Genomic DNA, 13,606 nt, shown 5'->3' with positions numbered 1-13,606 from the left:
AATATGAAGTTAAAATTAAAGTTTATAAGCAAAATTTCAAAATTGACTGCTAAAAATGAGCTTATTTTTATTAACAATAAAAATTTCAAGCATAAAATATTAGACCTAAAGGAGATTTCAGATAGTGATTTATTCAAAGAAAAAAAAGTTATACAAATAAATCAATTTAAGAGTAATTATATTATAGTTAATTGTCTTAATCAAAAAAAGTCATCAGATTATGAAAATATTGGTTCAAAACTTTTCGATTTTTTAAAAAATAACAAAATTGAAAATGTAATTTTAAATTTAACCTCACTTAAAATCACGAATGCACAAATTGAAAGAATTCTACATGGAGCAACTTTAAAATCATACTCTTTTGAAGTTTATAAAACAAAAAAAAGTGTAAAAAATTTTATTAATATTAATGTTGTTGGAATTAGAAGCAAAAGTATTCTCAAGACAAAATTAGATGCACTTGCTGAAGGTATATTCTTAACAAGAGATTTAGTATCTGAGCCAGGAAATATATTGCACCCTGATGAATACGTAAAAAGAATAGCAAAGTTAAGGAATATAGGAATTAAAGTAACAGTTTATGATAAGAAAAAATTAAAGAAAATGGGATGTGGTGCTTTGCTAGGTGTTGGTCAAGGAAGTGTAAGAGGTTCTTATCTTGTTACAATGGAATGGAAAGGTGCTTCCTCTAAATCTAAACCACTTGCATTCGTTGGTAAAGGAGTTTGTTTTGATACTGGTGGTATTTCATTAAAGCCTGCAAAATTTATGGAGGATATGACTTATGATATGGCTGGCTCTGCAGTTGTAGTTGGGTTAATGAAAAATTTTGCACTTAGAAAGGCTAAAATTAATGCAGTTGGAGTAGTTGGTCTTGTTGAAAATATGCCTGGGGGAAATGCTCAAAGACCAGGTGATATAGTTAAGTCTTATAGTGGAAAAACTATTGAGGTATTAAATACTGATGCTGAAGGAAGATTAGTTTTAGCAGATGCACTTACTTTCACCGAGGAAAAATTTAAACCCAGTTTAATTATTGATCTTGCAACCTTAACAGGTGCGATCATAGTATCATTAGGCTCAGAATACGCAGGATTATTTTCAAATAATGATAAGCTTTCAAAACAATTGTATGATGCAGGAGAAAAAGTTGAGGAAAAAGTATGGAGAATGCCTTTACATAGTAATTATGATAAATTAATTGATTCTAAAAATGCAGACATGCAAAATATTAATTATGTTGGTGGTGCAGGATCAACTACAGCTGCTCAATTTTTACAAAGATTCGTACTTAATAAAACACCTTGGGCGCACTTAGATATTGCTGGTATGTCATTTTCTAAATATGCAGGAGCATTGAATTCTGGTGGTGCAACAGGGTATGGAGTAAGATTGCTGAATAAATTTGTAGAGGAAAATTATGAATAACGTTGAACAAACACTTTCAATTATCAAACCAGATGCAGTTGAAAGAAACTTACAAGATGAAATAAAACAAGAATTTATAAATAAAGGATTTGAAATTCAAAAAGAAAAAAAAATTCACATTTCAAAACAAGAAGCTGAACAATTTTATAAAGTTCACGAAACAAAACCGTTCTACAATGAACTTTGCTCATACCTCTCTTCAGGCCCTATTGTTGTTATGGAATTAAGTAGAGAAAATGCCGTTTTAGAGAACAGAAAGTTAATGGGTGCAACAAACCCTGAAGATGCTGAAGAAGGAACGATCAGAAAAAAGTATGGTATTTCTATAGATAAAAACTCTGTTCATGGTTCAGATAGCCTTGAAAATGCTAAAATTGAACTAGACTTTTTCTTTAAAAACTAGATTTTTTTAAAATTTTTTCAATTGCTGATGGATAAAGCTTATGTTCTATCTTTAAGACTTTTTTAGCTAAAGTTTTTTCTGTATCAGATTTCAAAATTCTAACTTTTTTTTGTAATATTATTTTTCCAGAATCTAATTTAGGAGTTACGAAGTGCACCGTAGCCCCTGAGAATTTATCTTTATTTTCAATTGCTCTTCTATGAGTATTTAAACCTTTATATCTTGGTAATAGAGATGGATGAATATTTAAAATTGGATTTTTAAACTTTTTAATGAAACTAGAAGATAAAATTTTCATGAAGCCTGCTAAACAAATTAAATCAATTTTATTTTTTCTCAAATATTCTAATATTTTATGTTCAGCTTCCTTTTTTTTGGAATAATTTATTATATAATTTTTAATCTTATTTTTTTTGGCAAATTCTAAACCTTTTGAAAATTTATTATTTGTAATTATCAGATTAATTTTTATTTTTGATTTTTTTATCTTTGAATATTTGATCAAAGAAAGTAAATTACTTCCTCTTCCAGAAATAAAAACAGAAATGTTTAAATTTCTACCAATTAATTTTTCCACTTAAATTTACTTTTTTTTTATTTTTTGAAATTTTTCCTATAACATAAGGTTTATATTTCTTGTCAAAAGTTAATTTTACTTTATTGAAATTTTTTTTATTTATAATTATACAGAAACCAACACCACAATTGAATGTTTTTAACATCTCACTATTTGATACTCCAGATTTTTGAAGCCATCTAAAAATTTTTTGAGTTTTAACTTTATCTAAATCTATGTTTGCGCATAAATTTTTTGGAATAACTCTTTTAATATTATCTTCTATTCCACCACCAGTTATATTTGCACAACCATTGATAAGGTTTTTGTCTATTAATTTAATAATTTCTTTTACATAAATTTTTGTTGGTTTTATTAATTCTTTTTTAAGATATTTATTTTTATTTATTTTAATTTTTTTTACTTTTAAAACTTTTCTGACAAGTGAAAAGCCATTAGAATGTATACCATTTGATGGAATGGCTAAAATTAAATCATTTTTTTTTATTTTATTAATTAGAATATTTTTTTTTTCAACTAAACCAACAGAAAAACCTGCAAGATCAAATTTACCAGGTGAATACGTACCTGGCATTTCTGCTGTTTCTCCTCCCACAAGATTACAACTTGATAATTCACATCCCTTAACAATGCCTTTAATAATTTCTTTCATTTTTTCAAAATTTATTTTGTCTATTGAAATATAATCCAGAAATAAAAAAGGTTTAGCACCTTGAACAATCAAATCATTCACACACATCGCAACAAGATCTACGCCAATTGTGTTAAATTTTTTAATTTCATTTGCTATCTCTAATTTTGTTCCTACCCCATCAGTGCTTGTAACAATGTGTGGATTTTTTAAGTTTTTTGGTATGCTTGAAATTGCTCCAAATCCCCCAATATTCTTAAAATCACCACTTTTCTTTGTTTTTTTTGTTAAATTAGAAATGAAATCTATAAATTTATCTGCATTCTTTATGTTTACTCCGCTATTTTTATATGTGAATTTTTGCGCTTTCATAAATTATTAACAATGACTTTATCTAAAAAAATATACAATTATCTATACATTTTTTTTTTAGTTTTAATTATTGTTATTAGTGAGTTTTCCACAAATTTCGCGAAAGCTAAAACTTTTGTAATTAACGATATAGAAATTCAAGAAAAATATGATTTAAATTTTAATAAAATAAAGGTAGTTGATAAAGCTTTTAAAAAAGCTTTTGAAATATTAATTTCAAAAATTTTACAAAGTCAAAACAAAAGTATTTTAAGATCCATCGACATTAACCAAATTAAAAGTTTTGTTGAAGGTTTTTCATTGATGGAGGAAAAATTTGTAGATGATAGTTACCAAGCAAAAATAAATGTGGATTTTAATAAAATAGATTTAATTAATTATTTTAATTCAAAAGGGATAGTCACATCATCCATTAACCCAATTGATGTAATGATATTGCCTATATTGATTGATTTAAAAAAAAATCAAATATTTTCATATTCAAATAATCCTTTCTTTCTGAATTGGAACTTAAATAATAGAAAATTTCATCAAATAAATTATTTTTTACCCAACGAGGACATTGAAGATTTTTCAATAATTAGAGAAAATATTGGTGACATAGAAAATTATAATTTTAATGAAATATTCAATAAATATAATGTTAAAAATAGAATTTTACTTATTTTATTAAATCAAGATAACTTGCTTAAAATTTTTTCTAAATTAAATTTAGAAAACAATGAGATGTACATAAATAAGAATTTTAAAGATGTAAGTATGAAAAACTTAGATCAGATAAATGATGTAATTTTAGATTTGAAAAATGATTATGAAAATAAATGGAAATCATTAAATGAAATTAATACGTCAATTATTCTTCCTATTAGATTATCTGTCGACTCAAATAATTTTCTACTATCAAATAATTTGGAAAATTATTTAAATGAAGTAGATTTAATTTCAAATTATAAAATTGAAAGCTTTAATAGTAAGCAAATTATATATAAAATTATATTCAATAGTACTCCAGATAAGTTTTTAAAAATCATGCAAAATGCAAAATTTAAAATTGACACTTCTAAAGATGTTTGGAAATTACAATGAGAGAGCTTAACCAATTATTACTTGATTTTGATCATAATATTGAATTCAATGAACATGATTATTATGTTTCAAGAAGTAATTACTTAGCCTTTAATTTAATTCAAAATTGGCCAAAATGGGAAAGAAATATACTCAATATTTCCGGAGATAATTTTTCAGGAAAAACACACCTGGCCAAAATTTTTCAAGATAAAAGTAATGCTTTATACTTGGGACACAGTGATGTTAACGAGAAAGTATTCAAAAAAATTAAGTTAAATGAATCTATCGTTATTGATGATTTTGAAAAAATTAAAAATGAAAATTTATTATACTCTTTATTTAATTTGATTTATCAAGATAATAAATACTTATTGATTTTATCAAACAGAACAATAAGTAAGATTAATTATAATCTTGAAGATTTAAATTCCAGAGCAAAAAATTGTATATTTGCCCAAATTGAAAATCCAGATGATAATTTAATTTTTGCAATAATTGTAAAAAGTTTTTCAGATCGACAAATCAAATTAGAAAAAAAATTACTAGAATTTATTATAAAAAGAATAGAGAGATCTTATGGTAAAATATACGAATTTATATATAAGGTTGACGAATTGAGTTTAAAAAAAAAGAAACCTATTAATTTAAAAACAATTAGAGAAATACTGTAAATTGAACAAATATAGAACACATACATGTGGAGAACTAAATATCTCTAATAAGGGTCAAAAGATTATTTTATCTGGATGGATTAATAAAAAAAGGGATCATGGAAATCTTTTATTTATTGACTTGAGAGACAACTACGGCCTAACCCAATGTGTCGTAGATAATGAAAATAAAGTATTTAAAGAAATAGAAAACCTTCCATTAGAAACTGTATTAAAAATAACTGGTATAGTAATTGAGAGAAACAAAGATACCATTAATGAAAATTTACCAACTGGTGAAATAGAAATTTCAATTATTGATTTTGAAATTCTAGGACAAACAAAAGAACTCCCTATGCCAGTCTTTTCAGATCAAGAATATTCAGAGGAAATTAGACTTAAATACAGATTTTTGGATTTAAGAAGAAAAAAAATTCATCAAAATATTATTCTCAGATCAAAAGTGATTTCGTTTATTCGATCTGAAATGAATAAGTTAGGATTTTTAGAATTTCAAACACCAATATTAACATCTTCTAGTCCTGAGGGTGCTAGAGATTTTTTAGTTCCAAGCAGATTAAATCCTGGGAAATTTTATGCATTACCTCAAGCTCCCCAACAGTTTAAACAATTAATAATGGTATCAGGTTTTGATAAATACTTTCAAATAGCACCATGCTTTAGAGATGAAGACGCAAGAGCCGATAGAAGCCCTGGTGAATTTTACCAATTAGATTTAGAGATGTCATTTGTTGAACAACAAGATGTCTTTGAAGTGGTGGAAAAATTGATGGTTAAAGTTTTTAAAAACTTTTCAGATAAAAAATTACTTTTTGAGACTTTTCCAAAGATTTCCTATTCTGACGCTATGTTGAAATTTGGATCTGATAAACCAGATTTAAGAAACCCACTTATTATTTCTGATATCACAAAATTATTTGAAAGGAATGATATCAGTTTTGAAATATTCAAAAATTTAGTTAAAAAAGGTTCAATTGTAAGATCTATCGTTACTAAAAATACAAAAGATAAACCAAGAAGTTTTTTTGATGGAATAGATAAATGGGCAAAGGAACAAGGTTCATCTGGTCTAGCTTATTTTACTTTAGAAAAAAATGATAAAATAATAGGAAAGGGGCCAGTTGGTAAATTTTTTTCAGAAGAGTCGCTAGTTGAACTGATGAAAATCACAAAAGCAGAAATAGGGGATACCGTTTTTCTTTCTTGTGGCAAACAAAATGATGTAGAAAAAATATTATCAATTGCTCGAACTAGGATAGCAGAAGAACTCAAAATTATTAAAGAAAGTTGTTTTGCATTTTGTTGGATAGTGGATTACCCAATGTTTGAAATAGACGAACAAACCAAAAAAATAAGTTTTAGCCACAATCCATTTTCAATGCCACAAGGAGATATTAAAAATTTAGATTTATCAGATCCTCTTTCTTTAAAAGCTTATCAATATGATATTGTATGTAATGGTATTGAGTTGTCATCTGGGGCCATTAGAAATCATGTTCCTGAATTAATGTATAAGCTATTTGATATAGCTGGTTACTCCAAAAAAGATGTTGAAGAAAAATTTAGTGGAATGATAAATGCATTGAGTTATGGCGCACCACCTCATGGAGGTATTGCACCAGGTATAGATAGAATAGTGATGCTTTTAGCTGACGAAAAGAATATTCGAGAAGTTACTATGTTCCCGATGAATCAAAATGCTCAAGATTTAATGATGAATGCACCATCTACTATTAGTGATGATCAATTGAAGGAATTAAACCTTACTGTTAAGAAAAAAACTTAATTACTTTTTACCTTTTAGATTTATTCTAATGTCTGATAGATCGACCAATTTTCTTTTATAATCACTTCTTACAAACCCCTTACTAGTTATATCTTTAACTAGCTTTAAGAATTGATTTTGATCTTCAGAGTTTTCATTACTCAATTCATCTATTTTTTCTGATCCACCAATAGATGGAGTATGTGCTAGATCTTCTCTATTAAGATAAGATATTGCCAATTCTCTAAATATATAATCTAAAATTGAGCTCGCGCTTAAAATTCTATCATTTCCATGAACTTTACCTGATGGTTCAAATTTTGTTCCAACATAAGCATTTACAAATTCATCAAGAGGAACCCCGTACTGTAAACCCAAAGAAATAGCAATTGCAAAGTTATTCATCAGAGCTTTTACTAACTCACCTTCTTTGCTTGTATCAATAAATATTTCACCTATTTTTCCGTCCTCATATTCGCCTGTATGAAGATACACTTTATGATCACCTATCGTAGCCTTTTGAATGTAACCTTTTCTTCTATCTGGCATACTAAATCTTTTTCCAAGTTTTTCATTTAGATTGCTCTTAAAGTTTTCACTTATTTTATTATCTATTTTTGGAACATTCTTTGAAATCGGAGCACTAATTGATTTATCAATTATATTTACTTTATTATTATCTATTTTTTCTAAATTTTTTGTTTTTCTATTATCAAGTTTAACGTCCAGTATCTCAAATTTTCCGTCCTCATTTTTTTCCAAATTTTGTAAGTTTTTCTCATTAACATCATCTAAATAGTGACTTACTTTAAAACTACATGTGTAATATGTCTCAACTAAATATTTTGCCATTAAATTTCCTTATTAAAATTGAATCGTAAGAAATTATGTATATACAAATTAATGTTATAGTCTAATTTAATTTTTACAATTTTAAATTGAAAAAATAATTAATTTTTTATGTTGACATTTTTTAAAGAAATTTTCACTTGGTGGAATGGGCAAACACTGGGAACCAGACTGCAAACAATTTTTTTTGGTAAGTTGGTTGGTGAGGATGAGTCAGGGAATAAATATTACCAAAATAAAAAAGGTAAACGGTGGGTAATATATAATGGAGAGGTTGAAGCATCAAAAATACCAAATGATTGGTACTCGTGGATGCATTATACAAATAATAAAATTGAAAATAGACATAATTTAAAAAAATATAAATGGCAAAAAAACCATTTACCAAACCAAACAGGTACAACAAACGCTTACAATCCTAAAAATAATAAAAATGCAACTAAAAAAAAATATAAATCTTGGCAAGATTAGTTTTGCTTTAATTTTTATTCTACTTTTTCAAATAATTTTCTTTAAGGCAAATTCAGAAACTAATATATATGGTGAAAAGTTCGCAGAATTATTAGTTTTAGATAAAGTAAGTTCTAAAACAACAAAATTAAAGTTAAAAATTGGAGAAGAGTTATTTTTTCAAAATTTAAATATAAATATTCTAAAATGCCAAAATTCAAAATTTGATGATGATCCTGAAGTAACAGCATTTTTGCAAGTAATTGATTTGAAAAATAAAGATAAGGATAAGGTTTTTGTTTTCAATGATTGGACATTTGCATCCAGTCCATCAATAAGACCCTTTGACCATCCTGTATACGATATATGGTTAAAAAAGTGCTATTCCTAAATTAATTTTTCTTTATCAAGCCAACTTACATTAAAGTCAGAATTAATGAATTTTTCATGATTTAGTAAAGTTCTATGTAAATCTATTGTAGTAGTTATACCTTCAATTACGAATTCATCGAGAGATCTATTCATTCTTTGTATGGCTTCTGTTCTATTTCTTCCATGGCAAATTAATTTACAAACCATGCTGTCATAATAGGGAGTAACTTTATAACCTTGAAAAATTGCACCGTCTACTCTAGTTCTAAAACCAGAAGGCTGGTGACACATTCCAATTAATCCAGGTGAGGGTTGAAAATTTTTACTTGGATCTTCAGCATTTATTCTGCATTCAATAGCATGTCCTCTTGGATTAATATCATTTTGACTTAATGCTGTTTCACCTGTGTAGGCTATGTTAATCTGTTCTTTGATTATATCTATACCTGTAACCATTTCTGTTACTGGATGTTCAACTTGAACCCTTGTATTCATTTCTAAAAAATAAAATTTTCCCTCTTCATAGATGAATTCAACTGTTCCTGCACCTTCGTATCCTATTTGACTTACCATCTTTACAGTTTTGTTAAATAAATCTGATCTGATTGTATCTGTTAAAACTGGGCTTGGGGTTTCCTCTATTAATTTTTGATGTCTTCTCTGTACCGAGCAATCTCTCTCATGTAAGTGAACAGTTCTATTTTTTCCTGATAATACTTGAACTTCAATATGTCTTGGATTTTGAAAAAATTTCTCAATATAAACTTCATCATTTCCAAAAAATTTTTTTGCCTCTAATTTTGCAGTCAAAAATAAATTTTCAAAATCATTTTCATTATTTACTATTTTCATACCTTTTCCACCACCACCACCTGCAGCTTTTATGAGAACAGGAAAACCAATATTTTTAGATAATTTTTTAGCTTCTTTAATGTCTGAAACACCACCCTCAGAACCTTCAATAACTGGCAAACCATATTGTTTAGCAATTTTTTTTGCTTGAATTTTATCTCCCATTTTACTTATCAAACTTGAAGATGGACCTATGAACTTAATATTATTATCTTCAAGGATTTTAGCAAATTCAGCATTTTCAGATAAAAAACCATATCCTGGATGTACGGCTTCGGAATTAGTTAATTCTATTGCAGACATTATTGCAGGAATATTTAAATAACTATTAGATGGTTGATGAGGACCCACGCAAATACTTTCATCTGCTAATCTTACATGCATACTATCTCGATCAACATCCGAATGAATTGCAACTGTCGATATACCCCATTCTTTGCATGCCCTGATAACTCTAACTGCAATTTCTCCACGATTTGCAATCAGAATTTTTTTGAACATATTAATCTAAAATTGCTATAGTTTGTCCAAACTCAACAGGCTGACCATCCTCAACACAAATTTCTTTTATTGTTCCATCCATTGGGCAGGGCACATGATTCATAGTTTTCATTGCCTCAACAATCATTACGGTATCACCCTTCTTAATTTTTCTTCCTTTTTCTGCAAATTTTTTACCTCCTGGTTCAGGTGCTAAGTATGCAGTACCAATAATTGGTGATGTAATCTTTGTTCCACTTATTTCAGATGACTTGTTTTCAGTTCTTTCTATCTCTTGTTTTGATGTATTTGTGATGACAGGAGTTGAACCAATTCCTTTTGATTTTGAAACTTTTACTTTTAAATCTTTTTCAGTATATTCAATTTCTGTAAGATTAAATTCATCCAAATAATCATTTAATTCTTTAATAATATTTTTATTTATTTTCATTTTCTAAAAGCTCATGCATTGAATTTATGGCCAAAATATAGCCGTTTATTCCAAGTCCACAAATAATTCCAGTTACAACACCACTTATCATTGACTTATGTCTAAATTCCTCTCTTTTGTAAATGTTTGATATGTGCACCTCGATTTTAGGTTTTTTAAATACATCTAATGCATCTCTTATAGCTACAGATGTATGACTGTAGGCTGCAGCATTAATTATAATACCTTCATAATTATCAACACTATTTTGTATTAAATTTACAATTTCACCTTCCACATTCGATTGTTTTATATCTAAATTTAAATTTAATTCTTTGGCCTTTTCATAACAAATCTCAGTTAAGTAATTGTAGTCTTTGCTTCCATATTGAGATTGTTCTCTTTGACCTAATAGATTAAGATTAGGTCCATTAATAATTAATATTTTGCTCACTAAAAACTTATAATATATGAGAAAAAAAAATAAAATAAAAATAACAGTAAACGGTAAGCAAACTATTATAAATTCAAACTTTTCATTAAAAAATCTTGTTGATAAGTTAGAAATACCCTTAAACAAAATTGCAATAGAATATAACAAAGAAATTATTGATAAAAAAAAGATTAAAAAAATTCTTCTTTCTAAAAATGATAAAGTAGAAATTGTCCATTTTATTGGAGGAGGCTAATGAAAAATAAAGATAAATTTATAATTGCAAAAAAAAACTATTCTTCAAGACTAATTGTTGGCACAGGAAAATATAAATCTATGAAAGAGTGCGCTAAAGTAATAAAAATCTCAGGTGCAGATATTGTGACGGTTGCAGTAAGAAGAGTAAATATATCAGATAAAAATAAACCTTTGTTGATGGATTATATAAATCCAAAAAAAATTACCTATCTTCCAAATACTGCAGGATGTTTTAGTTCAGATGAAGCTCTAAGAACACTTAGGCTGGCAAGAGAAATTGGAGGATGGAAATTAGTAAAACTTGAAGTATTAGGAGATAAAAAAACATTATTTCCAGATGCTATTGAAACACTTAAATCTACAGAAGTTTTAACCAAAGAGGGATTTAAAGTGATGGTTTATTGCAATGATGATCCTTTGATGGCAAAAAGGTTAGAAAATGCTGGAGCGTGTGCAATAATGCCTTTGGCTGCACCAATTGGCTCAGGTTTGGGTATTCAAAATAAAATTAATTTGAAAATAATTAGAAATCAAACAAAGCTTCCCGTTATTGTAGATGCAGGTATTGGGCAAGCATCAGATGCAACTCAGGCAATGGAACTGGGTTGTGACGGCGTCTTAATTAATACAGCAATAGCTAAAGCCAAAAACCCTTATGAGATGGCTGAGGCAATGAAATATGCAGTTATATCTGGAAGAAAATCATTTCTTTCGGGAAGAATTAATCCTAATTTATTTGGATCTGCATCAACTACTAATAGCGGAATTATTTAATTTTCTTTTTAACAAATTTTCTTTTTTTAAATTTTCTTTTTTTAAATGGTTTTTGAATATTAGAATTTGAATTTTCTTTTGTAATAACAACTTTCTGTAAACTTTCAATTTTTTCAATTTTATCTAGTATTTTTCCAGATTTAGACTTAAACTCTATTAAGTATTCGGTTAAATTTAACTCTTCAGAATTTGTAATATTTATTTTAATTTTATTTTTTTTTTCGAAATATTTTAAATCCTCAAGAAATTGATTTTCTATAAAATCTGAAATCTTATTATTTATTTTTAAATCAATAATTTTGGAACTATTTTCCAAAGATTTAATTTCGATTAATTTTATAATTTTTTGTGCAAAAGTTTCGTTTGTTAACTTAATTGACCATTTTATATTACTTTCACGAAGTCTCTGTCTTGACATTTCCAATAAACCAAAATTACTTATTCTACCTATTTGAATTCTTGCTCTATCATTACGGCATTTTTCTTTTAATCTTCTTTCAACTAGTCTTCTATTTCCAAAATTTAGCATATCAATAAAGTCAATTATTATTAAACCAGATAAATCTCTGATTTTAATTTGTCTTGCAATTTCTTCAGCGGCCTCTAAATTTGTATCTAAAGCAGTGCTCTCAACATTTTTTTGTTTTATTGATTTTCCAGAATTAATATCAATAGAAACTAAAGCTTCAGTGGGATTTATCACCAAATAACCACCAGAGCTAAGTTTTACCTCAGTCTTAAAAATTTCAAAAAGTTTTTTTTCAATATTTTCTTTAAAAAATAATGGTATTTTATCTCTATACTTTTTAACTTTTTTTAATTGTTTTGGCATCATAAGCTTCATGTAATTTTTTGCTTTTTGATAGCCCTCGTTTCCCTCTACTAGGATATTTTGTGTATCATCGTCGTACATATCTCGAATACTTCTTTTAATAATATCGCTTTCTTGATGGATAAGAGATGGGGCCATAGAATTCATTGCATTACTTTTAATCGAGTCCCAAACTGTAATTAAATTTTTTAGATCTCCATCAATTTCGTTTTTTGTTTTATTTGATCCTGCTGTTCTTACAATTATTCCCATAGCTTTTGGAATTTCAATTTCATTTAGAATATTTCGAATTTTTTTTCTATCTCCTGGATTAAATATTTTTCTTGAAATACCACCTCCCTTAGCTGTGTTAGGCATCAGTACTATATATTTTCCTGCAATGGATATGAATGTGCTAAGCGCTGCTCCCTTCAAACCTCTCTCGTCCTTTAAAACTTGTACCAAAATAACTTGATTAGGTTTTATAACTTCTTGGATTTTATATCTCTTCGAGGGAAATCTTTTTTGTATTTTATCATCATTTTTTTCTTCTACATTTTCCTCTCTTTTTTCTACTGGATCCTCAATTTTAATTTCTTCTCCATCTAAAATTTTATTTTCTATATTTTCGCTTTCTTTAGATAATTCTTCTCTAACTTTCTCTTCTTCCTCTTTTATTTTTTCTAGATCACTTTGGGGTATTTGATAGTAATCTGATTGAATATCATTGAATGATAAAAATCCATGTCTTTCTCTTCCAAAATCAACAAAAGCAGCCTGAAGAGATGGTTCGATACGGCTTACTTTTCCAAGATAAATATTATTTTTTATTAATGTATTGTTGATACTTTCATATTCATAATCTTCAATATGATTTTCATTTTTAAGCACAACTCTTGTTTCATTTGGATGCGATGCATCGATATATAAATTTTTTGACATAAATTTTGATTATTTTTCATTTGTTTATTTTTAAATTCGG

16 protein-coding genes are annotated in these 13,606 nt (G+C 27.2%); 9 read left to right on the top strand and 7 right to left on the bottom strand.

What is annotated here, in order from left to right; translation table 11 throughout:
- The first annotated feature begins 3 nt into the window (after positions 1 to 3).
- The gene (locus B8063_RS01180; RefSeq protein ID WP_085068675.1) at positions 4 to 1,428 is read left to right on the top strand and encodes a leucyl aminopeptidase; all 1,425 of its coding nucleotides are present in this window, start codon (positions 4 to 6) and stop codon (positions 1,426 to 1,428) included.
- Positions 1,421 to 1,831: a nucleoside-diphosphate kinase gene (ndk, locus tag B8063_RS01175; protein ID WP_085068673.1), complete on the top strand. Its 411-nt coding sequence runs from the start codon at positions 1,421 to 1,423 to the stop codon at positions 1,829 to 1,831. Before B8063_RS01180 ends, ndk begins: the two co-directional genes overlap by 8 nt.
- Here the strand turns inward: ndk and purN are convergent.
- Positions 1,821 to 2,408, bottom strand: coding sequence for a phosphoribosylglycinamide formyltransferase (gene purN, locus B8063_RS01170; RefSeq protein WP_085068671.1), 588 nt, complete (start codon positions 2,406 to 2,408; stop codon positions 1,821 to 1,823). The genes ndk and purN overlap by 11 nt on opposite strands.
- Positions 2,389 to 3,411, bottom strand: a complete 1,023-nt coding sequence (gene purM / locus B8063_RS01165; RefSeq protein WP_085068669.1) for a phosphoribosylformylglycinamidine cyclo-ligase — start codon at positions 3,409 to 3,411, stop codon at positions 2,389 to 2,391. Before purM ends, purN begins: the two co-directional genes overlap by 20 nt.
- Before the next feature lie 12 nt (positions 3,412 to 3,423).
- On the opposite strand from purM, the gene B8063_RS01160 reads away from it, so the two are divergent.
- Genes B8063_RS01160 through aspS form a run of 3 tightly spaced genes read left to right on the top strand, consistent with a single transcriptional unit; the run spans position 3,424 to position 6,936 of the window.
- Complete coding sequence (locus B8063_RS01160) at positions 3,424 to 4,497, top strand: hypothetical protein (RefSeq protein WP_085068667.1); 1,074 nt, start codon at positions 3,424 to 3,426, stop codon at positions 4,495 to 4,497.
- Positions 4,494 to 5,150 carry a DnaA ATPase domain-containing protein gene (locus B8063_RS01155; protein ID WP_232311404.1) on the top strand — a complete coding sequence of 219 codons (657 nt, stop codon included), beginning with the start codon at positions 4,494 to 4,496 and terminating at the stop codon, positions 5,148 to 5,150. The genes B8063_RS01160 and B8063_RS01155 overlap by 4 nt, the downstream gene beginning before the upstream one ends.
- 1 nt (position 5,151) lies before the next feature.
- Positions 5,152 to 6,936 (top strand): aspartate--tRNA ligase, encoded by a 1,785-nt coding sequence (gene aspS, locus B8063_RS01150; protein ID WP_085068663.1) that lies wholly within the window; start codon positions 5,152 to 5,154, stop codon positions 6,934 to 6,936.
- Here the strand turns inward: aspS and B8063_RS01145 are convergent, their stop codons facing one another.
- Positions 6,937 to 7,767: a TSCPD domain-containing protein gene (locus B8063_RS01145; protein WP_085068661.1), complete on the bottom strand. Its 831-nt coding sequence runs from the start codon at positions 7,765 to 7,767 to the stop codon at positions 6,937 to 6,939. It abuts the gene before it with no gap.
- Positions 7,768 to 7,875: 108 nt separating this feature from the next.
- Here B8063_RS01145 and B8063_RS01140 point away from each other — a divergent pair, with 108 nt between their 5' ends.
- A complete protein-coding gene (locus B8063_RS01140; RefSeq protein ID WP_085068659.1) occupies positions 7,876 to 8,235 on the top strand; it encodes an NADH:ubiquinone oxidoreductase subunit NDUFA12 in 360 nt (119 codons plus the stop codon).
- Positions 8,198 to 8,605, top strand: coding sequence for a DUF2155 domain-containing protein (locus B8063_RS01135; protein ID WP_085068657.1), 408 nt, complete (start codon positions 8,198 to 8,200; stop codon positions 8,603 to 8,605). Before B8063_RS01140 ends, B8063_RS01135 begins: the two co-directional genes overlap by 38 nt.
- Here B8063_RS01135 and accC read toward each other — a convergent pair.
- The 3 genes from accC to aroQ are packed head-to-tail and all read right to left on the bottom strand — an operon-like array spanning position 8,602 to position 10,802.
- Positions 8,602 to 9,939, bottom strand: coding sequence for an acetyl-CoA carboxylase biotin carboxylase subunit (gene accC, locus B8063_RS01130; protein WP_085068655.1), 1,338 nt, complete (start codon positions 9,937 to 9,939; stop codon positions 8,602 to 8,604). The two genes, B8063_RS01135 and accC, sit on opposite strands and share 4 nt — an antisense overlap.
- A 1-nt stretch (position 9,940) precedes the next feature.
- Positions 9,941 to 10,369: an acetyl-CoA carboxylase biotin carboxyl carrier protein gene (locus tag B8063_RS01125; protein WP_085068653.1), complete on the bottom strand. Its 429-nt coding sequence runs from the start codon at positions 10,367 to 10,369 to the stop codon at positions 9,941 to 9,943.
- A complete protein-coding gene (aroQ, locus tag B8063_RS01120; protein WP_085068651.1) occupies positions 10,356 to 10,802 on the bottom strand; it encodes a type II 3-dehydroquinate dehydratase in 447 nt (148 codons plus the stop codon). Before aroQ ends, B8063_RS01125 begins: the two co-directional genes overlap by 14 nt.
- 16 nt (positions 10,803 to 10,818) lie before the next feature.
- Between aroQ and thiS the strand changes: the two genes are divergently transcribed.
- Both thiS and B8063_RS01110 read left to right on the top strand, forming a co-directional pair.
- The gene (gene thiS / locus B8063_RS01115) at positions 10,819 to 11,037 is read left to right on the top strand and encodes a sulfur carrier protein ThiS (RefSeq protein ID WP_085068649.1); all 219 of its coding nucleotides are present in this window, start codon (positions 10,819 to 10,821) and stop codon (positions 11,035 to 11,037) included.
- The gene (locus B8063_RS01110) at positions 11,037 to 11,813 is read left to right on the top strand and encodes a thiazole synthase (RefSeq protein WP_085068646.1); all 777 of its coding nucleotides are present in this window, start codon (positions 11,037 to 11,039) and stop codon (positions 11,811 to 11,813) included. The genes thiS and B8063_RS01110 overlap by 1 nt, the downstream gene beginning before the upstream one ends.
- On the opposite strand, the gene B8063_RS01105 is transcribed toward B8063_RS01110, so the two are convergent.
- Positions 11,806 to 13,566, bottom strand: a complete 1,761-nt coding sequence (locus B8063_RS01105) for an Rne/Rng family ribonuclease (RefSeq protein WP_085068644.1) — start codon at positions 13,564 to 13,566, stop codon at positions 11,806 to 11,808. The two genes, B8063_RS01110 and B8063_RS01105, sit on opposite strands and share 8 nt — an antisense overlap.
- Positions 13,567 to 13,606: the final 40 nt, after the last annotated feature.

The sequence above is a fragment of the Candidatus Pelagibacter sp. RS40 genome (assembly GCF_002101295.1).
In the GTDB taxonomy this organism is placed as follows: Bacteria; Pseudomonadota; Alphaproteobacteria; order Pelagibacterales; family Pelagibacteraceae; genus Pelagibacter.
This window is presented reverse-complemented; position numbering and strand designations above follow the sequence as displayed.